Source organism: Serratia sp. PF-27, assembly GCF_030053255.1.
In the GTDB taxonomy this organism is placed as follows: domain Bacteria; phylum Pseudomonadota; class Gammaproteobacteria; order Enterobacterales; family Enterobacteriaceae; genus Serratia; species Serratia bockelmannii.
Genome location: NZ_JASGBT010000019.1, coordinates 272,067 through 297,224, shown reverse-complemented (window position 1 = coordinate 297,224; position 25,158 = coordinate 272,067). Strand labels below are relative to the sequence as shown.

General features: G+C 59.5%; 24 protein-coding genes. 4 read left to right on the top strand and 20 right to left on the bottom strand.

From position 1 onward, the window contains the following. Positions 1–142: 142 nt before the first annotated feature. From hemG to QMZ29_RS12965, 5 genes are all read right to left on the bottom strand, one after another. Positions 143–676, bottom strand: coding sequence for a menaquinone-dependent protoporphyrinogen IX dehydrogenase (gene hemG / locus QMZ29_RS12985; RefSeq protein ID WP_043137471.1), 534 nt, complete (start codon positions 674–676; stop codon positions 143–145). A 21-nt stretch (positions 677–697) separates the two neighbouring features. Next, complete coding sequence (gene trkH / locus QMZ29_RS12980; RefSeq protein ID WP_025304932.1) at positions 698–2,149, bottom strand: Trk system potassium transporter TrkH; 1,452 nt, start codon at positions 2,147–2,149, stop codon at positions 698–700. A 35-nt stretch (positions 2,150–2,184) separates the two neighbouring features. Then, positions 2,185–2,799 (bottom strand): IMPACT family protein, encoded by a 615-nt coding sequence (locus tag QMZ29_RS12975; RefSeq protein WP_016929437.1) that lies wholly within the window; start codon positions 2,797–2,799, stop codon positions 2,185–2,187. Next, positions 2,799–4,130 (bottom strand): Xaa-Pro dipeptidase, encoded by a 1,332-nt coding sequence (gene pepQ, locus QMZ29_RS12970; RefSeq protein WP_025304931.1) that lies wholly within the window; start codon positions 4,128–4,130, stop codon positions 2,799–2,801. The genes QMZ29_RS12975 and pepQ overlap by 1 nt, the downstream gene beginning before the upstream one ends. Before the next feature lie 112 nt (positions 4,131–4,242). Then, positions 4,243–5,439: an MFS transporter gene (locus QMZ29_RS12965; protein WP_282981047.1), complete on the bottom strand. Its 1,197-nt coding sequence runs from the start codon at positions 5,437–5,439 to the stop codon at positions 4,243–4,245. A 233-nt stretch (positions 5,440–5,672) separates the two neighbouring features. Between QMZ29_RS12965 and fadB the strand changes: the two genes are divergently transcribed. Both fadB and fadA read left to right on the top strand, forming a co-directional pair. Further along, on the top strand, positions 5,673–7,862 hold the full coding sequence (gene fadB, locus QMZ29_RS12960) for a fatty acid oxidation complex subunit alpha FadB (RefSeq protein ID WP_197781275.1): 2,190 nt from the start codon (positions 5,673–5,675) through the stop codon (positions 7,860–7,862). A 10-nt stretch (positions 7,863–7,872) separates the two neighbouring features. Then, the gene (gene fadA, locus QMZ29_RS12955) at positions 7,873–9,036 is read left to right on the top strand and encodes an acetyl-CoA C-acyltransferase FadA (RefSeq protein WP_025304928.1); all 1,164 of its coding nucleotides are present in this window, start codon (positions 7,873–7,875) and stop codon (positions 9,034–9,036) included. Positions 9,037–9,208: 172 nt separating this feature from the next. Here fadA and fre read toward each other — a convergent pair whose 3' ends face one another. The 3 genes from fre to pepE form a co-directional block, all read right to left on the bottom strand. Continuing rightward, positions 9,209–9,910 (bottom strand): NAD(P)H-flavin reductase, encoded by a 702-nt coding sequence (gene fre / locus QMZ29_RS12950; protein ID WP_261426209.1) that lies wholly within the window; start codon positions 9,908–9,910, stop codon positions 9,209–9,211. Positions 9,911–9,960: 50 nt separating this feature from the next. Continuing rightward, positions 9,961–11,457: a 4-hydroxy-3-polyprenylbenzoate decarboxylase gene (ubiD, locus tag QMZ29_RS12945; protein ID WP_099816950.1), complete on the bottom strand. Its 1,497-nt coding sequence runs from the start codon at positions 11,455–11,457 to the stop codon at positions 9,961–9,963. 86 nt (positions 11,458–11,543) lie between these two features. Further along, positions 11,544–12,269 carry a dipeptidase PepE gene (pepE, locus tag QMZ29_RS12940; protein WP_025304925.1) on the bottom strand — a complete coding sequence of 242 codons (726 nt, stop codon included), beginning with the start codon at positions 12,267–12,269 and terminating at the stop codon, positions 11,544–11,546. A gap of 246 nt (positions 12,270–12,515) precedes the next feature. Here pepE and rfaH point away from each other — a divergent pair, with 246 nt between their 5' ends. Next, positions 12,516–13,004 carry a transcription/translation regulatory transformer protein RfaH gene (gene rfaH / locus QMZ29_RS12935; RefSeq protein WP_025304924.1) on the top strand — a complete coding sequence of 163 codons (489 nt, stop codon included), beginning with the start codon at positions 12,516–12,518 and terminating at the stop codon, positions 13,002–13,004. A gap of 45 nt (positions 13,005–13,049) precedes the next feature. On the opposite strand, the gene hemB is transcribed toward rfaH, so the two are convergent. The 12 genes from hemB to udp form a co-directional block, all read right to left on the bottom strand. Further along, on the bottom strand, positions 13,050–14,072 hold the full coding sequence (hemB, locus tag QMZ29_RS12930) for a porphobilinogen synthase (protein ID WP_261426211.1): 1,023 nt from the start codon (positions 14,070–14,072) through the stop codon (positions 13,050–13,052). A gap of 14 nt (positions 14,073–14,086) precedes the next feature. Next, complete coding sequence (gene tatD / locus QMZ29_RS12925; protein WP_197781277.1) at positions 14,087–14,869, bottom strand: 3'-5' ssDNA/RNA exonuclease TatD; 783 nt, start codon at positions 14,867–14,869, stop codon at positions 14,087–14,089. A gap of 53 nt (positions 14,870–14,922) precedes the next feature. Beyond that, positions 14,923–15,693 carry a Sec-independent protein translocase subunit TatC gene (gene tatC, locus QMZ29_RS12920; protein ID WP_004934456.1) on the bottom strand — a complete coding sequence of 257 codons (771 nt, stop codon included), beginning with the start codon at positions 15,691–15,693 and terminating at the stop codon, positions 14,923–14,925. A gap of 3 nt (positions 15,694–15,696) precedes the next feature. Further along, entirely contained in the window at positions 15,697–16,242 is a 546-nt protein-coding gene (gene tatB, locus QMZ29_RS12915; RefSeq protein ID WP_197781278.1) for a Sec-independent protein translocase protein TatB, read from the bottom strand. Positions 16,243–16,245: 3 nt separating this feature from the next. After that, positions 16,246–16,509: a Sec-independent protein translocase subunit TatA gene (gene tatA / locus QMZ29_RS12910; protein WP_004934452.1), complete on the bottom strand. Its 264-nt coding sequence runs from the start codon at positions 16,507–16,509 to the stop codon at positions 16,246–16,248. 80 nt (positions 16,510–16,589) lie between these two features. Continuing rightward, positions 16,590–18,221 carry a ubiquinone biosynthesis regulatory protein kinase UbiB gene (ubiB, locus tag QMZ29_RS12905; protein WP_025304920.1) on the bottom strand — a complete coding sequence of 544 codons (1,632 nt, stop codon included), beginning with the start codon at positions 18,219–18,221 and terminating at the stop codon, positions 16,590–16,592. Further along, positions 18,218–18,826 carry a ubiquinone biosynthesis protein UbiJ gene (gene ubiJ / locus QMZ29_RS12900; protein ID WP_025304919.1) on the bottom strand — a complete coding sequence of 203 codons (609 nt, stop codon included), beginning with the start codon at positions 18,824–18,826 and terminating at the stop codon, positions 18,218–18,220. Before ubiJ ends, ubiB begins: the two co-directional genes overlap by 4 nt. A 13-nt stretch (positions 18,827–18,839) precedes the next feature. Further along, positions 18,840–19,595, bottom strand: a complete 756-nt coding sequence (gene ubiE / locus QMZ29_RS12895) for a bifunctional demethylmenaquinone methyltransferase/2-methoxy-6-polyprenyl-1,4-benzoquinol methylase UbiE (RefSeq protein WP_025304918.1) — start codon at positions 19,593–19,595, stop codon at positions 18,840–18,842. Positions 19,596–19,673: 78 nt separating this feature from the next. Further along, a complete protein-coding gene (gene rmuC, locus QMZ29_RS12890) occupies positions 19,674–21,221 on the bottom strand; it encodes a DNA recombination protein RmuC (RefSeq protein WP_261426212.1) in 1,548 nt (515 codons plus the stop codon). Between the two features lie 140 nt (positions 21,222–21,361). Next, positions 21,362–21,892, bottom strand: coding sequence for a DedA family protein (locus QMZ29_RS12885; protein WP_004934438.1), 531 nt, complete (start codon positions 21,890–21,892; stop codon positions 21,362–21,364). 79 nt (positions 21,893–21,971) lie between these two features. Then, complete coding sequence (locus QMZ29_RS12880; protein WP_025304916.1) at positions 21,972–22,754, bottom strand: tyrosine-protein phosphatase; 783 nt, start codon at positions 22,752–22,754, stop codon at positions 21,972–21,974. A 294-nt stretch (positions 22,755–23,048) separates the two neighbouring features. Next, entirely contained in the window at positions 23,049–23,810 is a 762-nt protein-coding gene (gene udp / locus QMZ29_RS12875; RefSeq protein WP_004934432.1) for a uridine phosphorylase, read from the bottom strand. A 489-nt stretch (positions 23,811–24,299) separates the two neighbouring features. Here udp and QMZ29_RS12870 point away from each other — a divergent pair, with 489 nt between their 5' ends. Further along, the gene (locus QMZ29_RS12870) at positions 24,300–25,127 is read left to right on the top strand and encodes a dienelactone hydrolase family protein (RefSeq protein WP_025304915.1); all 828 of its coding nucleotides are present in this window, start codon (positions 24,300–24,302) and stop codon (positions 25,125–25,127) included. Positions 25,128–25,158: the final 31 nt, after the last annotated feature.

The window sequence follows — 25,158 nt, the reverse complement described above, 5'->3', positions numbered from 1 at the left end:
TGACCCGGCGGCTTGTCAGTCGTTGTTCCCGGTCAGTGGAGGCGCATTATAGGGAGTTCTCGGCGGGCCGCAACCCCTAAATGCAAAAAACTTTTCAAGCGCGGATTTTTTCGGCAAAACGCTGGCCAAACCCGCGTTTTTGTCACTTTTCGTACTGGATCTGGCTAAATTCCTGGGCAAAGCGGTCGACCTGTTGCCAATCTGTGTACTCCACTTCCTTACTGGTATCCGTTTCACCGCCCGTCATACGCATAATGAATTGAATCATGATGCGATCGAACCAGCGATAGCGCGGATAACGCAATGCGCCGGCAAACACCGCGCACTGTTTTGGCTGCCACGGCGAAGCCAACAGGAACTTGCGGGTATAGGCGTTGGTTTGTGGCGAACGCTTTTCCGGTTTGCGCGCGGTCAGGTTGACGGCAAAGAATGCGCTCGGCATCCGATTCAACTGCTCAGCATGACGCTTGACGAATTTATCCAGCGCCGGGTTAAAGTGCCCGTAACGGATAGAAGCGCCGATCATCACCTGCTGATACTGGTTAAGATCGACCTGTTCTGCCTGCAGCAGATCGATCACCTCACAACGCAGCGTGTCCTGCAACTTGCTTGCTATATAAGAAGCGATAGCACGTGTTTGCCCGTCACGGCTCGAATAAAGTATCAATGCCTTCATGGCCTACTCCTTATATCAGGCTTACTCACGCCAGAAGGTTGGCGTGAACAGCACCAGCAATGTAAACACTTCCAGGCGCCCGAACAGCATCGTCACCACCAGGACCCACTTGGCCGCCGCCGGCATCGTGGTGAAGTTATCCGCCACTACGCCCAGACCGGGGCCGAGGTTATTGAGCGTTGCCGTCACTGCGGCGAACGCGGAAAAGTCGTCAACGCCGGTGGCAATGATCGCCAGCATGCTGACGATAAACACCAGCGCATAAGCAGAGAAGAATCCCCACACCGCCTCCAGAATGCGTTCCGGCAGCGCACGGTTGCCCAATTTGATGGTATAGACCGCGTTGGGGTGCACCAGCCTTTTCAACTCGCGCGAACCTTGCAGGTACAGAAGCAGGATACGGATCACCTTCAGGCCGCCGCCGGTCGAGCCGGCGCAACCGCCGATGAACGCCGAGCACAGCAACAACATCGGCAGGAACAGCGGCCACTTGGCGATGCTGTCGGTCGTGAAACCGGCCGTAGTCGCCATCGATACCACCTGGAAGAACGCCTGATTGAGCGTTTCCATACCGCTCTTATAGACGCCATGTCCCCAGAGCACCAACGTACACACCACCACCAACGTCAACTGAACGAAGATAAACATGCGGAATTCAGGATCGCGCCCATACACCTTCAGGCTGCGGCCGCTCAGCAAAGCGAAGTGCAGGCCGTAGTTACAGCCGGAAATCAGCAGGAACACGGCGATGATGGTGTTGATGGTCGGGCTGGCGTAATAACCGATACTGGCGTCGTGGGTAGAAAAACCGCCGATGGCGATGGTCGAGAAACTGTGGCCGATGGCATCGAACACCGACATCCCAGCCCCCCAGAGCGCCAGCGCACAGGCGACGGTCAGCAACACATAGATTAGCCACAGGGTTTTAGCGGTTTCGGCGATGCGTGGACGCATCTTGTTATCTTTCAGCGGCCCGGGCATTTCCGCCCGATACAGCTGCATGCCGCCGACGCCGAGTATCGGCAGTATCGCCACCGCCAACACGATGATCCCCATGCCGCCCATCCATTGCAGCATTTGGCGATAGAAAAGAATAGCCTTCGGCAACGAGTCCAGCCCCACCAGCGTCGTTGCGCCGGTGGTCGTCAATCCCGAGAAGGATTCAAAGAAGGCGTCGGTCAGCGACAAATTGGGCCGTTCCGAAAACAGGAACGGCAATGCCCCCACGCTGCCCAGCACGGTCCAGAACAGCACGACGATCAGGAAGCCTTCACGCGGCTTCAGCTCGTGTTTTTGCTTGCGGTTCGGCCACCACAGCATCAGCCCGATGGTCAGCGCCACGAAGAACGTTTGGCTGAACGCGCGCCCCGCCCCATCGCGATAAATCAATGCCACCAGGCCGGGAATAAACATCGTCCCGGAGAACAGGATGACCAGCAGACCAACGATACGGGTTATGGCGCGAAAATGCATTTCAGCACGATCCTTAGCAATTCAATTGGGAGGAATTATTGCGAAATGGGGGTTAATTGCAAATTACCGCGACTGAGATCACGCAATTTATTCCCAAACAGCTCGACCTCGGTGGCCGGCAACGCCAGATGCAGCACGACGGCGGCACCGTATTCGCCCTGCAGGATCCGACCTGCGGTTTGCTGCAGCAAGTTCTCCACCAGCGCCAACTGCGCATAGTCGCACTGCAAGATATATTCGGCTTCCGGCACCTTTTCTACCAACACCAGCTGCTTCAACGCCTGTTGAACACCGTTGCCATAAGCTTTCACCAGCCCGCCGGTGCCCAACTTGACGCCGCCATAGTAACGAACGACCACGGCGGTCACTTCGCCGATACCGCTGCCCATCAGCTGCGCGAGGATCGGTTTGCCAGCGGTGCCCGACGGTTCTCCATCGTCGGAGAACCCCAGCTGCTGTGAGTCATCGGGGCTACCGGCGACGAAGGCCCAACAATGGTGCCGCGCCGCCGGGTGCTCATCCCGCACTTGCTGAATAAACGCCTTTGCCGCTTCTACCCCGCTGGTTGGCGCCAGCAGGGTGATAAAACGGCTCTTCTTTATTTCTTCGGTAAAGCGGGTTGCTTCCGCCGGTATCGGGTACGGCCGCATCAGGCCAGGTTCAGATCGCGCGTCATGTTCTCGATACGCTTTTCATGGATCACGATGTTGTCTTCGATGCGAATACCGCCATACGGTTTCAGCGCATCGATGCGATCCCAGGCGAAGTGCTGCTTGAACTCACCGCTGCGCCACGGCGCCAACAGAGATTCGATGAAGTACAGACCCGGCTCGATGGTCAACACCATGCCCGGCTGCAACACGCGGGTACAACGCAGGAACGGATACTTGGACGGCGCCGCCAGATGGGTGCCTTGCTCGTCCTGCATAAAGCCTGCGGCGTCGTGCACCTGCAGGCCCAGCGGGTGCCCCAGCCCGTGCGGCAGGAACGGCGTGGTGATGCCCGTTTCAACCATCGCCTCTTCGCTGAGGCCATTCACCAGTTTGTGATTCTTGAGCAACTTGGCGATGCGCTGGTGCATCTGCACATGGTAGTCGGTATAGCGCACGCCGGTTTTAATGGTGTCGATCAGCGCCAGCTGTTCACTATTGAGATCTTTCACCAGATGAGCGAACTCGCTGCCGCTTTGCGCCGCATAGGTACGCGTCAGATCGGCGGCGTAGCCGTTATATTCCGCCCCGGCGTCGATCAGAAAACTCAGGGACTCGGCCGGCGGCTGATGATCCAGCTTGGTGTAGTGCAGCACCGAAGCGTGCTCGTTCAACGCCACGATGTTGTCGTAAGGCACATCGGTATCGCGGTGGCCGGTCGCCGTCAGGTAGGCCAGATTGATGTCGAATTCGCTCATGCCGGAGAGGAAGGCCTCATGCGCGGCACGATGGCCGGTTACCGCCGTCTTCTGCGCTTCGCGCATGCAGGCCAGCTCATAGCCGGTTTTGATCGAACGGTGGAAATCCAGGTAGTTCAGCACCGCTTTCGGGTTGATGTTCTCAGAAGGGATGCCGAGATCGCGGGCGCGCTGTTGGGCATAACCGATATAGCCGACGCGCTCGCGCTGCGGCGGAAGCTGCTGGGCGATGGCGTCGGCGTTGGCCAGCGGCATCAATTCAAGGGATTTGGTCCAGAAACTGTCCGGCAGCGGCTCTACGCTGTGCCAGTAGTCAACCGGGGAGTAGAACCACAGCTTCGGCTTGTTGACGCCATCTATCCACAACCAGCAGTTCGGCACCGACGTCACCGGCACCCAGGCTTTGAAATGCGCGTTCACTTTGAACGGATAGCTATGGTCGTCCAAAAATACCTTTTGCAGTTCCCCGGAGTGAATCAGCAGCGCATCCAACTTGTTGCGCTCCAGCACTTCGCGCGCGCGTTTTTGCAGCTCTGCTAGGTGGTCGTTATACAAAGAAGCCAGCGTTTCCATCACAGTACCCTTATGCCTTAGCACGAAAGAAGTCATCTTAACACAGCGCTCCGACGCTCCAACCTCATCGCGTTGGGCATGCGGAGCAGCTCGCAATTCCCTGCAAATGCCGTTACATCCGCAGTTTAACCATGAGCCAGACGCCCAAACCGAGCAGCGCTATCGCCAGCGCCCACAGGCCATGGTGTTCCAACAACACCGCACCGGCCGCGGCGACGCCCGCCAGACACTGCTGCAGAAAGCCGCACAGCGCCATCGCATAGGCACCGTACTCTTTGGCATCGCTGACCGCCATCGCCATGCTGTTGGGAAACAGCACCGCCTGGCCAAAAATGGTCAGGCAATACAGCGCAATGAACAGCGCCATACCGGAAAGGCCGGCCAGGACGCCGCTCCACCACAGCAGCAGGATCGCCGCCGTCGCCAGCGCCACGATGCCGCTGCCGGCCTGCATCAGTTTTTTCCCGCCGAGACGCGCCACCGTACGGTTCACCGTCAGCGCCCCGCTGAAGTAGGCGACGCCGATCACCAGCCCCAGGGCGCCGAACGCCGTGACGTTGAGACCAAACCCCTGCTGCATGACGAACGGACTCACTTCCTGCAGTGTCACCGTGGTGGCAAAACCCAGCCCACCGACGCAGGCCGGCCAAAAAAATCCCGGCCGCCGCAGGATGGCGAAGTAGGTGGCCGCCATCGCCGGACGTGGCCCACGAGCGCGCCCTGCCTCCAGCGGCAGCGTCGCCATCAGCGCCAGAATGGCCAAACCGGTGGCGCCCATCAAGACGAAGCCCATCTGCCAGTGTGAATATTGGCTGAGCAGGCCGCCGACGAACTGGCCGCCGCCCAGCGCGGTGATAAAAGCGATGGAGAGCACCGACAGCCGTCGCGCCAGCTCGTCACCGCTCCAGTTATCCCGCACGATGATACGCGCGATGATCGCCGCACCGCCGGCACCCACGCCCTGCAGCGCACGCAGCGTCAGCAATTGGGCGCCGTTGCTGCACAGCGCCAACAGCCCGCTGCAGCCAATGAAAAGAAACAAAGACAGCGTCAGGGGCGCGCGGCGGCCAAAGCGATCGGCGGCCGCGCCCCAAAACAGCACCGGCAAGGCGGCGCCGATGACGAAGATTGAAATGGACAGCTCGGTGGCACGCCGGCTCATCGCCAGCTCCCGCATCACCGTTGGCAGCGAAGGCAAATACACGGTCGTCGCCATTTGCGCCATAAACACCAACAGACACGCCAGCGCCATGGTTCTGGCGGGAATGCTCCACAAGCCGCTGCGTTTAACACAAGCCGCCTTAGTCATGCGTAACCTCGTCTGAATGTTCATTCGCTGCGAGCAAGTGTATGAGTGCCGACACACTCCAGCAAATGCCGATAGCACATAAAATATAACTTCGTTTCAAATCAAAAAACTAACTTGGCGACATGTGATCCGACCAGCAAATATGCAATCTCTCATTTGCATATTTTTAACATAAAAACCACACTCCTCTTCATCTGGTCATACCAGATCATACGCTGATTCAGGAGATAGACATGCTCTACCAAGGCGAAACATTACAACTGCACTGGCTCGATAACGGCATCGCCGAGCTGGTGTTCAACGCATCAGGCTCGGTCAACAAGCTGGACACCCGTACCGTCGCCAGCCTGGGTGAAGCGCTCACCGTGCTGGAAAACCAGCCTGAGCTCAAGGGGTTGCTGCTGCGCTCCTCCAAAGCCGCGTTTATCGTCGGCGCCGATATCACCGAATTCCTTTCTCTGTTCGCCGCACCGGCTGAAAAGCTGCACGAGTGGCTGGTATTCGCCAACAACGTCTTTAACCGGCTGGAAGATTTGCCGGTACCGACCATTTCGGCCATTAACGGCTATGCACTCGGCGGCGGTTGCGAATGCATTCTGGCGACCGATTTCCGCGTCGCCTCACCGGACGCGCGCATCGGCCTGCCGGAAACCAAATTGGGCATCATGCCGGGCTTCGGCGGTTCCGTCCGCCTGCCACGCCTGCTGGGTAACGACAGCGCGCTGGAAATCATCGCCGCCGGCAAAGACGTCAGCGCCAAAGACGCGTTGAAAGTCGGCCTGGTGGATGCGGTGGTAGCACCGGAAAAACTGGCCGAAGCGGCGCTGAAAATGCTGCAACAGGCGATCGACGGCAAGCTGGACTGGCGCGCCGCACGTCAACCTAAGCTGAAGCCGCTGAAGCTCAGCCCGATCGAAGCGGCAATGAGCTTCACCACCGCCAAAGGCATGGTGCTGCAGACCGCCGGTAAACATTACCCGGCACCGATGACCGCGGTGAAAACCATTGAAGCCGCCGCCAAGCTGGGCCGCGATGAGGCACTGAAACTGGAAACCGCCAGCTTCGTGCCGTTGGCACGATCCAACGAAGCGCGTGCGCTGGTCGGCATCTTCCTTAACGATCAGTTCGTGAAAGGCCAGGCGAAAAAGCTGGCCAAGAATGTGGACGCGCCGAAACAGGCGGCGGTGCTGGGTGCCGGCATCATGGGCGGTGGCATCGCCTACCAATCGGCGCTGAAAGGCGTGCCGGTGATCATGAAGGACATCAGCGACAAATCGCTGACGCTGGGCATGAACGAAGCGGCCAAGCTGCTCAATAAGCAGCTGGAACGCGGCAAACTGGATGGCCTGAAAATGGCGCAGGTGCTGTCGACCATTCAACCAACGTTGGACTACGCCGGCATCGAGCGCGCGCAGGTGATCGTCGAAGCGGTCGTGGAGAACCCGAAGGTCAAAGCCGCCGTACTGTCGGAAGTGGAAAACCTGATCGGCGAAGAGACCGTTCTGGCGTCGAACACCTCGACCATTCCGATTAATCACCTGGCAAAATCGTTGAAGCGCCCGCAAAACTTCTGCGGCATGCACTTCTTTAACCCGGTACACCGCATGCCGCTGGTTGAAATCATCCGCGGCGAACAAACCAGCGACGAGACCATTGCCAAAGTGGTGGCCTACGCCAGCCGCATGGGCAAAACGCCGATCGTGGTGAACGACTGCCCGGGCTTCTTCGTCAACCGCGTGCTGTTCCCGTATTTCGCCGGTTTCAGCCTGCTGCTGCGCGACGGCGCCGACTTCCGTCAGATCGATAAAGTGATGGAAAAACAGTTCGGTTGGCCGATGGGCCCGGCCTACCTGCTCGACGTGGTGGGCATCGACACCGCACACCACGCGCAAGCGGTAATGGCGGCCGGCTTCCCGGAGCGCATGAGCAAAGACTATCGCGATGCCATTGACGTGATGTTCGACAACCAGCGCTTCGGTCAGAAAAACCAGCTGGGCTTCTACCGCTACAGCCAGGACAACAAAGGTAAGCCGCGCAAGGACAACGACGAGCAGACCGATGCGCTGCTGGCCGAAGTGAGCCAACCGCGCCAGACCATCAGCGACGAAGAGATCGTTGCGCGCATGATGATCCCGATGATCAACGAAGTGGTGCGTTGCCTGGAAGAGAAGATCGTCGCCAGCCCGGCGGAAGCCGATATGGCACTGGTGTACGGCATCGGCTTCCCTCCGTTCCATGGCGGCGCATTCCGCTACCTGGATACGCTCGGCACCGCCAACTACGTTGAGCTGGCCCAGCGTTACGCACACCTCGGCGCCCTGTATCAGGTGCCGGCCGGTCTGCGCGCCAAGGCCGAGCGCAATGAAAGCTACTACCCGGTGGCGACACCGCTGTCCGACGTCGCTACCCGCCAACCGGCATGAGGTCATAAAGATGGAAAACGTAGTTATTGTTGATGCCGTACGCACGCCGATGGGCCGCTCCAAGGGCGGCGCCTTCCGCCAGGTGCGCGCCGAAGATCTCTCCGCTCACCTGATGCGTGAAGTGTTGAGCCGTAACCCGGCGCTGGACGCCGCCGAGATCGATGACATTTACTGGGGCTGCGTGCAGCAGACGCTGGAGCAAGGCTTCAACATCGCCCGCAACGCCGCACTGCTGGCCGAGATCCCGCACCGCGTGCCGGCGGTGACCGTTAACCGCCTGTGCGGCTCTTCGATGCAGGCATTGCACGACGCGGCGCGCGCCATCATGGTTGGCGACGCACACGTCAGCCTGATCGGCGGCGTGGAACACATGGGCCATGTGCCGATGAACCACGGCGTGGATTTCCATCCGGGGCTGAGCCGCAGCGTGGCAAAAGCCGCCGGGATGATGGGGCTGACCGCCGAAATGCTGGCCAAGATGCACAACATCAGCCGCCAGATGCAGGATGAGTTTGCTGCCCGCTCCCACCAGCGCGCACATGCAGCGACGCTGGCGGGTTACTTCAAAAACGAGATCATTCCGACCAACGGCCACGACGCCGACGGCGTGCTGACCCGTTACGATTTCGATGAAGTCATTCGCCCGGAAACCACCGTCGAAAGCCTGTCGGCCCTGCGGCCGGCGTTCGATCCGGTCAACGGCACCGTCACCGCTGGCAGTTCTTCCGCCCTGTCGGACGGCGCTTCCGCCATGCTGCTGATGAGCGAGTCGCGCGCCAAAGCGCTCGGTTTGAAGGCCCGCGCCCGCATTCGCTCGATGGCGGTCGTCGGCTGCGATCCTTCCATCATGGGCTACGGCCCGGTGCCGGCCAGCAAGCTGGCGCTGAAACGCGCCGGTCTGAGCGTGCAGGACATCGATCTGTTCGAACTGAACGAAGCGTTCGCCGCCCAGTCGCTGCCGTGCATCAAAGATCTGGGGCTGATGGACAGTATCGACGACAAGATTAACCTGAACGGCGGCGCCATCGCGCTCGGCCACCCGCTGGGCTGTTCAGGCTCCCGCATCTCGACCACCCTGTTGAACAACATGGAACGTCGCGACGCACAGTTCGGCCTGGCGACCATGTGCATCGGCCTGGGCCAGGGCATCGCCACCGTGTTTGAACGCGTTTAGCTGTGTCTATCTTGGGATGACCGCGTCACCACTTCAAATCGCGGCATCCCGCCAAGTTTAGTTGCCGTTCTTCCCGCCTGTCAGGGGCGGGTTTTTTATACCTGAAATTTGCCGACGCCCAAATAAAAACGGGGCGACCCTCGGCCACCCCATTCACTGCGCATCGCCTCGGTCAGATAAACGAAAACGCGTCGCCAAACATATGCGCTTCCAGCGCGCCGCGCTCGGCGCAGAAACGCTCACGGGCAATTTTCGCCATCTCGAAACGCCCGGCGATGTAGATGTCGTGCTCCGCCAGCGTACCGAAATCCTGCAGCACCGCGCTGAGCACGGTGCCGCTGCGGCCGCACCATTCGGCTTCCGGCTGCTCGACCACCGGGATCACCTTCAGATTCGGATGCTGCAACGACAGCGCTTCCAGCTCGCTCAAATCGTACAGGTGCTTCAGCTCACGCCCGCCCCAGTAGATTGAAATGTCGCGATCGGGCTGCTGCTCCAGCGCGGTCAACAAGATTGAACGCGCGTAAGAGAAACCGGTGCCGCCGGCGATCAGCACCAGCGGACGGCTGCCCTCTTCCCGCAGCCAGGCGTCGCCATGCGGCACGTCAACGGTGATCGCCTGCTCTTTCAGGATGCGATCCATCACCGCCATGGCGTACAGATTCAGCTCCGAAGCACCGATATGCAGCTCGATGTACTCTTGCTGCGTCGGGGTTGATGCCAGCGAGAACGGGCGCTTGTCGCGCTCGTCCATCACCACCATCAGATATTGCCCTGCCTTGAAAGAAAACGGCTGCTCGGGCACCAGACGTACCCGATAAACCGTATCGGTAATGGCCTCTACCGAGGTCACTTTACAGCTCAATATTGTCATGCGTTCCCTCTGTCGGGTCATCAATGCAAAGCTGAGAACAGGGCCTGACGCTACAGCGTCGGTTCCCTGTCACTGAAGATTGCGAGCTCATCCCAGATTTCGTCGACGCGCGCACGTACCTTTTCATCCATCTGAATCGGACGGCCCCATTCGCGATCGGTTTCACCCGGCCATTTATTGGTGGCGTCCAGCCCCATCTTCGAACCCAGACCGGAAACCGGCGAGGCGAAGTCCAGATAGTCGATCGGCGTATTCTCCACCAGAACGGTATCCCTTGCCGGATCCATTCGTGTGGTGATCGCCCAAATTACGTCGTTCCAGTCGCGCGCATTGACGTCGTCATCGCAGACGATAACAAATTTGGTGTACATAAACTGCCGCAGGAACGACCAGACGCCCATCATCACGCGTTTCGCATGGCCGGCGTACTGTTTTTTCATGGTCACTACCGCCAGGCGGTACGAGCACCCTTCCGGTGGCAGATAGAAATCGACGATTTCCGGGAACTGTTTTTGCAGGATCGGCACGAACACTTCATTCAGCGCCACGCCCAGGATCGCCGGCTCATCCGGCGGGCGGCCGGTATAGGTCGAGTGGTAGATCGCGTTGCGACGCTGGGTGATGTGCGTGATGGTAAATACCGGGAACTGGTCGATTTCATTGTAGTAACCGGTGTGGTCGCCGTAGGGGCCTTCCGGCGCCATTTCACCCGGCTCGATATAGCCTTCCAGCACGATTTCGGCGCTGGCTGGCACTTCCAGATCGTTGGAAAGACACTTGACCACTTCGGTTTTATTGCCGCGCAGCAGCCCGGCAAAGGCATATTCAGACAGGGTATCCGGCACCGGCGTGACCGCACCGAGGATAGTGGCGGGATCGGCACCCAGCGCCACCGCAACCGGGAAACGCTCGCCGGGGTGCGCCTGGCACCACTCCTGATAATCCAGCGCGCCGCCGCGATGCGACAGCCAGCGCATGATCACTTTATTCTTGCCCAGCACCTGCTGACGATAGATGCCGAGGTTTTGCCGTTCCTTATGCGGGCCACGGGTCACCGTCAGCCCCCAGGTGATCAGCGGCGCGGCGTCTTCCGGCCAGCAGTGCATCACTGGAATACGGCCCAGATCGACATCCTCACCCTGCCATACCTGCTCCTGACAAGGCGCGGACCCCAGCACCTTGGTCGGCATGTTCAGCACCTGCTTGAACTTCGGCATTTTGTCGAACAGATCGCGGAAGCCTTTCGGTGGCTCCGGTTCTTTGAGAAACGCCAGCAGTTTGCCGACTTCGCGCAGCGCGCTGATGTCTTCCTGCCCCATGCCCATCGCCACGCGATTGGCGGTGCCGAACAGGTTGCACAGCACCGGCATGTCGTACCCTTTCGGGTTTTCAAACAGCAATGCCGGGCCGCCTGCCCGCAGGGTGCGATCGGCAATCTCCGTCATTTCCAGGTAAGGATCGATCGGCTGGCTGATGCGTTTTAGTTCCCCTCTCTTCTCCAGCAACGAGAGGAAATCGCGTAAGTCACGGTATTTCATGCTGATCATTATAACGGCCTGTGGGGAGGGCATTATAAGCCCTCTTCACGGTTGTTGCTGCAATTTTGTTAACGCCGCCCGCTGCCGGGTGGCTCTCAGCCGCAGTTGAACGGCACCAGCGCAGCCAGCGCGCGCGTATCCTGATATTCGCGCGTCTCCTCGCCATGGCGGAACACCTTGAAGCCCTGCCCATTAGCGCTGAAGTAACGCAGCGCATTGCCTTCAACATGCAGCAGGCTGCCTTCCCGCAGCGCCACCACCGATTCGCTCGGGTTGATCGCGCAGAACTCCGCCAGGCGCTCGTCACGGGTTTCGCCCATGTGGCCGCTGATGTGCGCGTCGATGTAATGCGGGTTGATCTGTACCGGGAACAGCCCCAGCGCCGACAGCACCACGCTGCAGCGCACCGGCATGTCATTGGTGGTGCGAATGCTCGGCGTGGCCACATTGCAACCGGCGCTCCAGCCGACGTAAGGCACTTCACGCTCGCGCACCGCGCGCTGGATAGGCACGATCAGGCCTTGCTCATGCAGCATTTGGTTCAGCAACCAGGTATTGCCGCCGCTGACCAAAATGCATTCCGCCTGCGCGATCGCCGCCGCCGGTGAAGCGGCGTGGTGGATGCTGGTGACTTCGATGCCCAGCGTTTGCGCCAGTTCCTGCGCACGCTGGTCGTAGTCGTAACGGATCAGGGCGTAAGGGATAAAGACGGCGGATTTGATGCCACGACGCGCAATCATCGCCAGCAGTTGGCTTTTAGCGTACCCCAGCAGCTCGGCTTCACCAGACAGCTTGCCGTTGCTCAACAGAAACAGCTCCATTTATTTCTCCCTCGGTCGAAAACGATGAATAGCGTCACAGCCGGTAGCGCAACGCCTTGCCATACTGTGACGGTAACAAATTTTTAGCCCTCTGTTATACCAGCGCCGTATCGATAAGTGTGTGACCCCTCGCTAATAGCCGCAGATTCATAGAGATAGGTGATGTTACACGCTGAAACTTGCATCACTATGTATCCGGAATAGCTTTTGATATGCTTATCGGCTGGCAGAAAGGCATGTGAAACTATGGAATCCTGGTATCTACTTTATTGCAAACGCGGTCAGCTGTTGCGAGCGCAGGAACATCTGGAGCGGCAGCAGGTAAACTGCCTCAGCCCGATCATCACGCTGGAAAAGATCGTGCGTGGTAAGCGCATCGCGGTCAGCGAACCCCTGTTTCCCAACTATCTGTTTGTGGAGTTCGACCCGGAGCGCATTCACACCACCACCATCAGCGCTACCCGTGGCGTCAGCCACTTCGTGCGTTTCGGCACGTTGCCGAGCGTCATCCCGAGCAAGGTGATCGATGAACTGCGCACGCACGCCTGCGAAACCTATGTCGATCCGGAAACCCCACAGCCGGGGGATACTGTTCTGATCGTCGACGGCGTGTTCGAAGGGCTGCAGGCGATCTACACCGAGCCGGACGGCGAGGCGCGTTCCATGTTGTTGCTGAACCTGATCAACAAGCAGGTCAGTCAAAGCATCGACAACCGACAGTTCCAGAAGATGTAATGCAAAAGGCGCCCTCAGGCGCCTTTTTGTTGGCTCATGTTCCGCTTAGCGGCGCATCGCGTCGTCGTGCAGCCACTGGGCGACACGCTTGCCGAAGTAGGTCAGCACGCCGTCGGCGCCGGCGCGTTTGAAGCACATCAACGACTCCATCACCGCAGGTTGCTCCTGCAGCCAGCCGTTCTGAATCGCCGCCATGTGCATGGCGTACTCGCCGGACACTTGATAAGCGAAAGTCGGCACACCGAAGGTATCCTTCACGCGGCGCACCACGTCCAGGTAAGGCATGCCCGGTTTCACCATCACCATGTCCGCACCTTCCTGCAGATCCTGCGCAATCTCCTGCAGCGCTTCGTCACTGTTGGCCGGATCCATCTGATAGGTTTTTTTGTTGCCGCCCTTCAGGTTGCCGCTGGAACCCAGCGCATCGCGGAACGGACCGTAGTAGCAGGAAGCATACTTGGCGGAGTAGGCCATAATCTGGGTATTCACCAAACCCTGCAGTTCCAGACGATCGCGGATCGCCCCGATACGGCCGTCCATCATGTCGCTCGGCGCCACGATTTCTGCGCCTGCTTCGGCATGAGACAGCGCCTGACGCACCAGAATGTCTTTGGTCACGTCGTTAATCACGTAGCCCTGCTCATCGATCACTCCGTCCTGCCCGTGGGTGGTGTAGGGATCGAGCGCGACGTCGGTCAGAATGCCCAGCTCAGGCACCGCGTCTTTCAGCGCGCGCACCGTGCGCTGTACCAGCCCTTCTGGGTTATAGGCTTCTTCCGCATGCAGCGATTTCAGACCCGGTTCGATCACAGGGAACAGGGAGATCACCGGCACGCCGAGTTTGGCGATGGTTTCCGCTTCCTTAATCAGCAGATCGATCGTCATGCGCGATACGCCCGGCATCGAGGCCACTTCTTCCTGGCGGTTACTGCCTTCCATGACAAACACCGGATAAATCAGGTCATTGACCGTCAGTTGGTTCTCGGCGACCAGGCGGCGGCTGAAGTCATGACGGCGCACGCGGCGCATACGACGACCAGGGAAGGTACCCGGAAATGCATAGCTCATAGTTTTCTCCTAGCTCAAACCAGCCGGAATAGCCGGCGGGCGTTCTCATCGGTTTTTTGCCCCAGCCATTGCGGCTCTTCCTGTCGCCAGACGGCGACCTGATGCACGATATGGGGCAGGAAACAGGGTTCGTTGCGGCGAGATGCGGGTTTAGGCTGTAAATCCCGGGGCAACAGATAAGGGGCGTCCGTTTCCAGCAGTAGACGCTCGGCCGGGATCTGCGGCAACAGGGCACGCAACTCCAGGCCGCGCCGCTCGTCGCAGACCCAACCGGTAATCCCGATCGACAGGCCTAGCGACAGGCAGCTTGCTAATTCTTCGGCGGTGCCGGTGAAGCAGTGCACCACGGCCGCGGGCAGTTTATCCAACCACGGCGTCAGTAGCTCGGCAAAACGTGCGTGTGCGTCGCGGCAATGAAGAAACACCGGCAATGCCAACTCCGCCGCCAGCGCCAGTTGCGCAATGAACGCCGCTTCCTGCTGCTCCGGCGTCGAGAAGTTGCGGTTGAAATCCAGACCGCATTCACCGATCGCCACCACTTCTGGGCCGGCGGCCAGGGCATAAATCTGCTCGGCGCTGTGTACATCCCAGCTGCTGGCGTTATGCGGATGCACACCGGCGGTGGACCAGCAATAGCCCGCATGCTGCTGCGCCAGTTTGGCGGCCTCGCGGCTCTCAGGCAGATCGGTGCCGGTAATCAACATCCCGGTAACACCCGCCGTGCGAGCGCGCTCCACCACGGTCTCGCGGTCTTTGGCGAATTGGCTGCTGGTGAGGTTAACGCCGATATCAAACATGGTTTTTTCCAAAGCAAAAGCCGCCCAATGGGCGGCTTAGCAATCAAGAGGGATCAGGGGGCAGGGGGTTCGTCACCCTCGTCTTCTTCTTCCGCCTGTGGACGACGTTTTCCGGTATAGAAGCGAGCGAAGAACACCCCCACTTCAAACAGCAGATACATCGGTATCGCCAACAGGGTTTGCGAGAACACGTCCGGTGGCGTGAGCAGCATGCCGACCACAAACGCGCCGACCAACACATACGGCCGTTTCTTCTTCAGATCTTCCGGCGAGGTGACGCCACTCCAGCACAGCAGAATGATGGCGACCGGCACTTCGAAGGCGACGCCAAACGCCATAAACAGCGCCATGACGAAATCGAGGTAGTTTTTAATGTCGGTCGCAATGGTCACCCCCATCGGCGCGGTCTTGGCAAAGAAGCCGAAGGCCAGCGGGAACACGATGAAGTAGGCGAAAGCCATGCCGAGGTAGAACAGCAGGCTGCTGGACACCAGCAGCGGCATCATCAGGCGGCGTTCATGCTTATACAGCGCCGGCGCGATGAATGCCCACACCTGATACAGAATCATCGGCGCGGAGACGAACACCGAGACGATCATGGTCAGCTTGATCGGCGTAAAGAACGGTGACGCCACGTCGGTGGCGATCATGCTCGCCCCGGCCGGCAGCTGCTTGAGCAGCGGCGCAGAGACCAACTGGTAGATGTCGTTGGCGAAAAACACCAGCACCACGAACACCGCCAGCACGCAAATAATCGAGTTCAACAGCCGCTTGCGCAGCTCTATCAGATGACTGATAAGGGGTTGGGTATCTTCAACAGCCATGTATTAACGATCGCCACTAGGTTGGTGAGACGCTGGGGTTTTATCCGCAACAGGTTCGACAGGAGCAGGTACGGTTTCCACCAGCGCTTTAGCCGGTTGCGCCGCCACGACGGCTTCAGGTTCCACTGCCGGTTTTGGCACCGCGGCGGGCGCGCTGGCACTGGTTGCCGCTTCCGCCGGCGTCACGCCGTCGTGCAAGGCTTCCGGATCGATGGCCTGCGGGTTATGAATGGTGTTCGCCAGCTCTTCTTTCTCGCCCCGGTAGGTGCGTTTCAAAGATTCCGTCGCGTCTTTCAGCTCATCCATCGACGCCTTCAACTCCGGCGTCAGGTTCTGCAGGCCGGCCTGTTCGGCTTTTTTCAGGCTGTCCTGCAGCTCCTGCAGCTTCAGTTCCTGAGACAGTTCGTGCTGCACCGAGGCCGCCAGCGAGCGCAGCGCGCGGATCCAGCCCGATACCGTTCTGACCGCAACCGGCAAGCGTTCCGGCCCCAGAACAACCAGGCCGATCACCAGCACCAGCAGCAGCTCACTAAACCCAATGTCAAACACGGTTTATACCTGCTCTTTGTTCTTCGACTCTTCCGGTTTCACTTCCGGCTGCTTATCGGTAATAGGCTTGGCCGAGAAGTCAGCATCATCCAGGCTGCTTTTTTCAGCCGTATTGGGGGTCGACGGCGTATCGTCGCCGATCGCTTTTTTGAAGCCCTTGATCGAGGCGCCGAGATCGGAGCCCAGCGTGCGCAGTTTTTTGGTACCGAACAGCAGCACCACGATCACTGCGATGATCAACAATTGCGTAATACTAATACCGCCCATTTTAATTACCTCTAATTTTAAAGGGTCTTTTAAAGCCAGCCCGCATTATAGAGCCGACTTTACCAGAGTAACGAATTAAATCAGGTGGTTCGCTTCCAGCCAATCACCCAGCATACGATGCCGGCGGCCATCATCCAGGCGGGAAACACCTCGATTTGCCCCAGCAGCAACAGCGTGCCGCTTACCAACAGTGTAGCGCCAACGCCGAACAAATAACGTGACTGCCCCTGACGAACCCGCTGAGCCTGCATCTGGTTGGTCAGCTTATCAACGCTTTGTTGCAACAGTTTATGCTGCTGCAGGCTGTCGTAAAACAGCTCGGGCAGTTCGGGCAGTTTCTCCGCCCAGAACGGCGCTTTCTCTTTCAACGCACGCACCACGGCGGGAATGCCGACCTGATCGCGCAGCCAGCTCTCGAGGAACGGCTTGGCGGTGGTCCACAGATCCAGCTGCGGGTAGAGCTGACGTCCCAGTCCTTCAACATACAGCAAGGTCTTCTGCAATAACACCAGCTGTGGCTGCACTTCCATATTGAAGCGGCGCGCGGTGTTAAACAGATTCAGCAGCACGTTGCCGAAGGAAATCTCCGCCAGCGGCTTCTCGAAAATCGGTTCGCACACGGTGCGGATAGCAAATTCGAAATCTTCCACGTTGGTGTCACGCGGCACCCAACCGGAGTCGACGTGCAGTTCCGCCACCTTGCGGTAATCGCGGTTGAAGAAGGCGATGAAGTTTTCCGCCAGATAGCGTTTGTCATCCTTGTTCAACGAACCCACGATGCCGCAGTCGATGCCGATGTAGCAGGGATCTTCCGGATGTTCGTAGCTGACGAAAATATTACCGGGATGCATGTCCGCATGGAAGAAGCTGTCGCGGAAGACCTGGGTAAAGAACACCTGAACGCCACGTTCCGCCAACAGTTTCATGTTGGTGCCCTGCTGCTCCAGCGTGGCGATGTCCGAGACCGGAATGCCGTAGATACGCTCCATCACCAACACGCTTTCGCGGCAGTAGTCGGAGTAGACTTCAGGCACGTACAGCATCGGGCTGCCGTCGAAATTGCGACGCAGCTGAATGGCGTTGGCCGCTTCACGCAGCAGATTCAATTCGTCCAGCAGGGTTTTCTCGTACTCGCGTACCACTTCGCGCGGACGCAGGCGGCGGCCGTCCGGCAACAGCTTCGGCACCCAACCGGCCAGCCGGTACATCAAGCGCACATCGGCTTTGATAATCGGCCCGATATCCGGTCGGATCACCTTCAGCACCACTTCCTGGCCGGTGGTTTTCAACCGCGCAGTATGCACCTGCGCGATCGAGGCAGAGGCCAGCGGCTGCTGATCGAAGTCGTCGAACCAGGCTTCCAGCGGGCCGCCCATCGCCAGCTCGATATGCTTGCGCGCCAGCGCACCGTCGAAAGGCGCCACCCGATCCTGCAGCAGCGTCAGCTGATCGGCAATGTGCGGCGGGAACAGATCGCGGCGGGTCGACATCATCTGGCCGAACTTGATCCAGACTGGCCCCAATTCCTGCAGCGCCAGCCGCAGACGTTCGCCCAGCGGTTTGTCCTTGTGCCGATTAGGCATCCAGAACAGCAGCCGGCGGCCGAAGCGCAGCGGCAGCGTCAAACGCATTGTCGGGATCAGCTCGTCCAGCCCATAGCTGAGAAAAACGCGGACGATAAAATACAAACGACGCAGTTCGCCTGGGGTCATCGCTTGCCCTCCAACTTATCCATGCGGGCAATCAGCGCTTCCGCGCCGCGGGCGAGCGCATCCACTTCTTCATTGAACCACACCACTTCCAGCGGCCCCGGCGCCAGACGCCACTCTTCAGTCAGCGCCTCAGCCATGTCTTGCTGCCGACGCATCAATCCGGCCTTGAGTAACGAAGCGCCTTTGCCCAGCGCCTGCGTAATGCCCTGAGCGGCGATATCGCCGATATAAGGCGCCAGCCATTCCGCCGGATCCCACTCCGCCAGATCGAGCAGGCCAACCAGCTGTTGCACCACCTGAATATCGCCTTCCACCGTCAATTCGCCGCTGCGCATCAGCACTGGCAACTGCTGGCGATCGCGCAGCTTCAGTAAGGCGGGAATGCGGCTGCGCACGGTGCAATCGGCACTGTCTTCAGACTGCCCCAGCACATCCACACGCAGTTCGCTGAACACCAGCACCAGCGGTGAAGCCAACTCTTCCAGTTCGATGCGCAGCACCTTGCCCGCCAGGCGTTGGCGAGCGGCTTTCATGCTGCGATCGCGAAACAGCAGGTTATTCAGCGAGGTTTCCAGCGCACCGGTCAGCAGAGGGGTAAACAGCATCGGCATCTCCCTCTCAGAACTTGAAGCCGCGATGCAGGGCGACAATCCCACCGGTCAGGTTGAAATAGGTGACGTTTTCAAAACCGGCGTTGCCCATCATGCCTTTCAGGGTTTCCTGATCGGGGTGCATACGGATCGATTCCGCCAGGTAACGGTAACTGTCCGGATCTTTCACCACCAGCTCGCCGATCTTCGGCAACACGTGGAAGGAGTAGGCATCATAAGCCTTGCTCAGCGGAGCCAGCAGCGGCTTGGAGAATTCCAGCACCAACAGGCGCCCGCCCGGCTTCAGCACGCGGAACATCGAGCGCAGCGCTTTGTCTTTGTCGGTCACGTTACGCAGGCCAAAGGAGATGGTGATGCAATCGAAGTAGTTATCTGGGAACGGCAACGCCTCGGCGTTGGCCTGCACGTAATTGATATTGCCGACGATGCCGCGATCGCGCAGCTTCTCGCGCCCCATCTTCAGCATCGAATCGTTGATGTCCGCCAGCACCACCTGCCCCTGCTCGCCAACCATGCGGGAGAACTTGGCCGCCAGGTCGCCGGTGCCGCCGGCCAGATCCAGCACGCGCTGCCCACGGCGCACGCCGCTGCAGTCAATGGTGAAACGCTTCCAGATACGGTGGATGCCGAACGACATCAGGTCGTTCATCACGTCATACTTTGCCGCTACCGAATGAAAAACGTCCGCCACCATGGCCTGTTTTTCGTCTCTAGCGACGGTGCGAAAACCGAAATCGGTGGTTTCCTGCGGTTGATCTGCCATTGTCCTGCCTGCTATTCAGTCAATTTTGTGTGGATGAGTGTACCAGAAGCCTGGGGAATACCCCACCTCGCCACGGCCTCAGCCGTGCGAAACGAAGCCCGGTTCCCCGGCGGTATCGTCATCGTCTTTCGTCTGCGGCAGCGCGGCGACATCATCGTCTTTCGCCTCTTCCGCGTCATCGTGTTGCGCGCCGGCTTGCTGCGCCAGCAGCGGGTTGATCGGCCGTTTGACCTCAACCCCCAGCGCGCGGAAACCTTCAATTTGGCCGATAAGATTACCACGGCCTTCGCTCAGTTTGTTCATCGCCTGACGATAACTGCCCTGCGCCTTGTCCAGGCTCTGCCCCAGCGCGGACATATCGTCCACGAACAGCCGCATCTTGTCATACAGTTTCGCCGCGCGATCGGCGATGCGCTGGGCATTTTGGCTCTGATGCTCATAGCGCCACAGGTTGGTGATGGTACGCAGTGCCACCAGCAACGTGGTCGGGCTGACCAGCATGATGTTGTGCTTAAGCGCTTCGCTGATCAGCTCCGGCTCGCGATCGATAGCCAGCAGGAAGGCAGGCTCGACCGGAATGAACATCAGCACATAGTCCAGCGAGCGCAGCCCCGGCAGCTGCTGATAGTCCTTGCGGCCCAGCATGCGAATGTGGCCGCGCAGCGAGGCGATATGTTCGCTCAGCGCCGCTTCGCGCCCCACCTCGTCTTCACTGTTGAAATAGCGCTCGTAGGCGATCAGCGACATCTTCGCGTCGATCACCACATCCTTGCCCTGCGGCAGGCGCACGATCACATCGGGCTGCATGCGGCTCTGGTGATCCACCCGCACGTTGACCTGCGTTTCATACTCGTGCCCTTCGCGCAGGCCAGAGGCCTCCAGTACCCGGCTCAGCACCACCTCACCCCAGTTGCCCTGCGTTTTGTTGTCGCCTTTCAGCGCCTTGGTGAGGTTAATGGCCTCGCGCGCCATCTGCGCGTTCAACTGCTGCAGATTACGTATCTCGTGCGTCAGCGTGTGGCGCTCCCGCGCTTCCTGGCCAAAGCTGTCCTGAACCTGGCGGCGGAAACCGTCCAGCTGTTCGCGCAGCGGCAGCAGTAAACGATCCAAGCTTTGCTTATTTTGCTCGTCCACCTTGCGGCCGCTGTGTTCAAAAATGCGGTTGGCGAGATTTTCAAACTGGGTGGTGAGGCGCTGTTCGCTGTTGATCAGCAGGCGTTGCTTCTCCTCCGCCGCCATACGCGTCTCTTCCAGACGGATGGTGACTTCGCGCAGCTCGGCCTCCTGCGCGCTGTTAACCTCGCGCTGGGCGCGCAGCTCCTGGTTAAGCAGCTCGCATTCGTTGCGCCAATGATTGAGCTGTTGCAGCTTTTCATGCCCGGCCGCCAGCTGGCTGTGCAGGTTACGCAGCTCCAGCTCGCTCTGCCGCAGCTGCTGCTCGTGGCGCTGCAGAGTCTCCTGCCGCGCGGCCGTTTCCTGCTGCGCCTGCTGCAACGCATGCTCCAGCAACCGCAGCTCGGTTTCATGTTGCGCATTCGTCTGCTGCACCCGCAGACTGGCGATCAGCCACCCCAACAGCATGCCGATCGCTACGCCGCCAATCCCATAAATCAGACTGGTATCCACCCTGCCTCCTGTTGCACCTTGCCGTTCCGGCGTTTCGCACGCCCATTGCCCGTCACGTTAAGGGGAGGCTGTATGGATGTCCAGCCTGATTTTGCCCGCCGCGCACAATATTGCGCGGCGCTACGCAATTTAGCGAGAAATCAGCCCAGCCACTGGCTGAGCCACTTGATGCCGAACGCCCCCGGCGCCAGAATGCCGAACGCCCAGATCATCGCCGACGTGACGTTGGCCAGTTGGAAATAGCGCTGCGGCATGCCGCAAATGCCGCCCACCAGCGGCACCACGGCGCGCAGCGGGCCGAAAAAGCGGCCGATGAAAATGCCCAGCACGCCCCAGCGCTCAAAGAAGGCATGGCCGCGCGCCAGCAGCTGCGGATTGCGCGACAGCGGCCACATATGGGCCACGCGATCCTGATAGTGATAGCCGATCCAGTAAGAGAGCCAGTCGCCGAAAAACGCCCCGGCGGCGGCGGCGGCCCAAATCGGCCAAAAGGCGATGCCGCTTTCGCCGATCAGCGCGCCCAGCGCCAGCAGGATCACCGTGGCCGGCAGCAGCAGCGACAAAAACGCCAGCGACTCACCGAACGCCAGGAAGAAGATGATGGGAATGGCCCAGCCTTCGTGCTGACGCACGACGTCGCTGACCCAGTTGATAACGTCATTGAGGCTCAATGCAGGGCTCCTGATACGCGATGATTCGCCGCCTAGGATAAGCCGGGGCGAGTTAAACCCCGGCTAAACACGCGGTAATTTACTCGAGGTAAAACGCCTGCAGCGCTTCGCGCTGGGCCGCGCCCAGGCCGTATTCCGCTTCCAGCCAGCGGTCAGTGGAGCCGTATTGCTGGCGGATGCAGCCCAGCGCCGTCATCAGGAACTCCTCGCGCGCGCTGAGCACGTAGGCGAATTGCTCCAGCGCCGCCGCATTCAGCTTGATAGACAGCTGATCCAGCATCTGCTCGCGGAAAGTGGCCAGCGTGGTTTCAGTCAGCAGATAGTCTTCCAGCACCGTCGCTTCGTCGGCGCCCAGCGCGAACAGCACCAGCGCCGAACCGACGCCAGTGCGATCCTTGCCGACCGCGCAGTGCTGCACGATCGCGCCGCCGCCAGGGTTGCTCAACAGCTGCGCCAGCCGCTGATAGGCCGCATTGCCGAACGGCAGGCGGCGATACAGCTCCAGCATGAACGCCCGGGCGTCGAAAGCGGCCAGCGTTTCGTTGGTGAGCTTTTCCAGGTTGGCGTTAACTTCGCTGCTCAGCGGGTTAGCCGGCACGTGGTGATAGTCGGCGCCATTCCACAGAATATCCGGTTTGGCTTGCACCTCGTCGGCATCGCGGTAGTCCAGCACGGAACGTACCGGCACTCCAGCGAGGAAAGTGCAGTCGCTTTCCGTCAGCCGTTCGAGAGAACCGGAGCGGAACAGCAGGCCGCGTTTGATGCGGCGCCCGTCGGCCACGCCGTTGCCACCGAAGTCGCGGAAATTGATGCCACCGTCGAGCGGCGCAAGCGAAGGATGAAGCAGGATCTGGGCGGTCATAAACGTCCTCGTTGTTTTTGTTATGACAACGCGCGGCAGCCATCGGCGCAGCGCTGAGGAGTATCACCGTAACAGATTCGCCGCGAATGGAAAAACGGGCCGCGTCAGCGGCCCGTTCAGTTCGTTGACAAAGGAGGAAAAAACGCGGTTTTTCCTCCTTTGTGGTCATCAGCCGAAAATCAATGAATTGATTTTCCCTGTTTGTTATCCGCAGCTCTTTGCAAACCCGGCAATGGCATGAGGTTGATGACAAACCTCAACGGGCCGCGTCAGCGGCCCGTTGAGGGAAGGTGATTACAGCAGACGGCGGGCGGCATCCACCACGATCTGCACCGCTTTGCTTTCCGTGTTTTTCATGGTTTCGGCGTTCGGGATCTCTTGCTGGGTGCGGTTAACGATCACCCCAGCCACCATGCCGGCGCGCAGGCCCTGGCTGGCGCACATGGTCAGCAGCGTGGCGGATTCCATTTCATAGTTCATCACGCCCATCGCCTGCCACTCTTCCATCGAGCCTTTAAAACGGCTGACCACGCGGCCGGAGTAGGTGTCGTAACGTTCCTGGCCCGGGTAGAAAGTATCGGAAGAGGCGGTCACGCCAATGTGGGTGGTCGCGCCGCTGGCCTTGGCCGCTTCCACCAGCGCGGTGGTGCAGGCGAAGTCCGCGACCGCCGGAAACTCCATCGGCGCAAAGTGCAGGCTGGCACCGTCGAGGCGTACCGCCGCCGTAGTCACCAGCACGTCACCGACGTTGATATTGGCCTGAATGGCGCCGGTGGTGCCGATGCGCAGGAAGGTGCGAATGCCCAGCTGCGCCAGCTCTTCCACCGCGATAGAGGTAGACGGGCCGCCGATACCGGTGGAGCAGACGATCACCGCCTTGCCGTCCAGCTCTGCGCGCCAGGTGGTGAATTCACGATGGGAGGCCAGATGCACCGGATTTTCCATCAGCTTGGCAATCTTCTCTACGCGCTGCGGATCGCCCGGCACGATGGCAAGCTGGGCCCCTTGTAAATCGTTCTTGGTGAGGCCGAGATGAAAAACATCAGACTGAGACATACGAGACTCCTCATGGATCATGTTTATTGGGAGGAACAAAAAAGCACTCTACTGAAAATCGCCGCTTAATTTCGTGACGATAGTCACTATGAAAAGAGAAACAAATCACATGCTACATATTTTTTGTGATTTTTATCACGAAAAAAATCACTATGACGCATCCAGAACGCACCGCTAAATCTCAGTCTAGCCGACAAACCTTGCCGCTCCCTGCCCGTTGGTTGCCGACTGAAACTATTTAGCTCATCAATTCGAAATACCCCCATCTTATCGGTTGCTTAGGGACAAAAAAGCCCTCTAACGCACCTTATGGCACTTACGTGGGCCAAAACGCGTAATAACATGATAAAAAGCGCTTAAAAATGCCGCAAAGCCAGATAATTAGCCGTTTTTTATCGACTTGTCCGAAAGTGCGCCACGCAGCGCCAATAATGGGTAATCTTTCCTATAGTTAATCTCAGCGCTTTTTTCTATTGCACGGAGACCGCAATGAAAACCGAACATGTGATGACATTAGAACAGGCTCAGGGGGGATTCGCCCCGGCCGCCGCGCCGTTGGCCGCCTCCGCGATTATCACCGACGAACAGGGCATTCACGCCGGGCAAACGACCATCCCTTCTCAGGGCGACGCGCTGCCGGCCTATGTCGCCAAACCCGCCGACCATAACGGCCCCTTCCCCATCGTGCTGGTGGTACAGGAAATCTTCGGCGTCCATGAGCACATTCAGGATCTGTGCCGTCGCCTGGCCAAGCAGGGCTATCTGGCAATCGCGCCCGAGCTCTATTTCCGTCAGGGCGACGCCAACGACTACACCGATATCGGCGAACTGTTCCAGCAGTTGGTGACCAAGGTGCCGGATCGTCAGGTGCTGTCGGATCTGGATCACGCCGCGCACTGGGCTATCCGCCACGGCGGCGACGCCGGCAAGCTGGCGATCACCGGTTTCTGCTGGGGCGGCCGCATTACCTGGCTGTACGCGGCGCACAACCCGCAGTTGAAGGCGGCGGTCGCCTGGTACGGCAAACTGGTCGGCGAGAAAACGCTGAATTCACCGAAGCATCCGGTCGATGTCGCCACCCACCTGTCAACGCCGGTGCTGGGGCTGTATGGCGGGCAGGACAGCGGCATTCCGCTGGAGACGGTGGAAACCATGCGTCAGGCGATCCGCGCCGCCAACGCCGAGGCCGAAATCGTGGTATATCCTGGCGTCGGGCACGCATTCAACGCCGACTATCGCCCCAGCTACAACGCCGAAGCGGCGGAGGACGGCTGGCAGCGCATGCTGGCGTGGTTCGCCCAGCACGGCGTCAAATAATTTCCCGCGCATAAAAAAGGGCGCCGAAGCG

What these genes read in the sequence shown, in the direction of transcription:
- tatA (WP_004934452.1), bottom strand. Translation starts at nt 16,509, where the DNA reads ATGGGCGGTATTAGTATTACGCAATTGTTGATCATCGCAGTGATCGTG.
- fre (WP_261426209.1), bottom strand. Translation starts at nt 9,910, where the DNA reads ATGACAATATTGAGCTGTAAAGTGACCTCGGTAGAGGCCATTACCGAT.
- tatD (WP_197781277.1), bottom strand. Translation starts at nt 14,869, where the DNA reads ATGTTTGATATCGGCGTTAACCTCACCAGCAGCCAATTCGCCAAAGAC.
- rfaH (WP_025304924.1), top strand. Translation starts at nt 12,516, where the DNA reads ATGGAATCCTGGTATCTACTTTATTGCAAACGCGGTCAGCTGTTGCGA.
- QMZ29_RS12975 (WP_016929437.1), bottom strand. Translation starts at nt 2,799, where the DNA reads ATGCGGCCGTACCCGATACCGGCGGAAGCAACCCGCTTTACCGAAGAA.
- udp (WP_004934432.1), bottom strand. Translation starts at nt 23,810, where the DNA reads ATGTCTCAGTCTGATGTTTTTCATCTCGGCCTCACCAAGAACGATTTA.
- trkH (WP_025304932.1), bottom strand. Translation starts at nt 2,149, where the DNA reads ATGCATTTTCGCGCCATAACCCGTATCGTTGGTCTGCTGGTCATCCTG.
- fadA (WP_025304928.1), top strand. Translation starts at nt 7,873, where the DNA reads ATGGAAAACGTAGTTATTGTTGATGCCGTACGCACGCCGATGGGCCGC.
- fadB (WP_197781275.1), top strand. Translation starts at nt 5,673, where the DNA reads ATGCTCTACCAAGGCGAAACATTACAACTGCACTGGCTCGATAACGGC.
- pepQ (WP_025304931.1), bottom strand. Translation starts at nt 4,130, where the DNA reads ATGGAAACGCTGGCTTCTTTGTATAACGACCACCTAGCAGAGCTGCAA.
- hemB (WP_261426211.1), bottom strand. Translation starts at nt 14,072, where the DNA reads ATGAGCTATGCATTTCCGGGTACCTTCCCTGGTCGTCGTATGCGCCGC.
- QMZ29_RS12965 (WP_282981047.1), bottom strand. Translation starts at nt 5,439, where the DNA reads ATGACTAAGGCGGCTTGTGTTAAACGCAGCGGCTTGTGGAGCATTCCC.
- QMZ29_RS12870 (WP_025304915.1), top strand. Translation starts at nt 24,300, where the DNA reads ATGAAAACCGAACATGTGATGACATTAGAACAGGCTCAGGGGGGATTC.
- ubiB (WP_025304920.1), bottom strand. Translation starts at nt 18,221, where the DNA reads ATGACCCCAGGCGAACTGCGTCGTTTGTATTTTATCGTCCGCGTTTTT.
- ubiE (WP_025304918.1), bottom strand. Translation starts at nt 19,595, where the DNA reads ATGGCAGATCAACCGCAGGAAACCACCGATTTCGGTTTTCGCACCGTC.
- ubiJ (WP_025304919.1), bottom strand. Translation starts at nt 18,826, where the DNA reads ATGCTGTTTACCCCTCTGCTGACCGGTGCGCTGGAAACCTCGCTGAAT.
- hemG (WP_043137471.1), bottom strand. Translation starts at nt 676, where the DNA reads ATGAAGGCATTGATACTTTATTCGAGCCGTGACGGGCAAACACGTGCT.
- ubiD (WP_099816950.1), bottom strand. Translation starts at nt 11,457, where the DNA reads ATGATCAGCATGAAATACCGTGACTTACGCGATTTCCTCTCGTTGCTG.
- pepE (WP_025304925.1), bottom strand. Translation starts at nt 12,269, where the DNA reads ATGGAGCTGTTTCTGTTGAGCAACGGCAAGCTGTCTGGTGAAGCCGAG.
- tatC (WP_004934456.1), bottom strand. Translation starts at nt 15,693, where the DNA reads ATGGCTGTTGAAGATACCCAACCCCTTATCAGTCATCTGATAGAGCTG.
- QMZ29_RS12880 (WP_025304916.1), bottom strand. Translation starts at nt 22,754, where the DNA reads ATGACCGCCCAGATCCTGCTTCATCCTTCGCTTGCGCCGCTCGACGGT.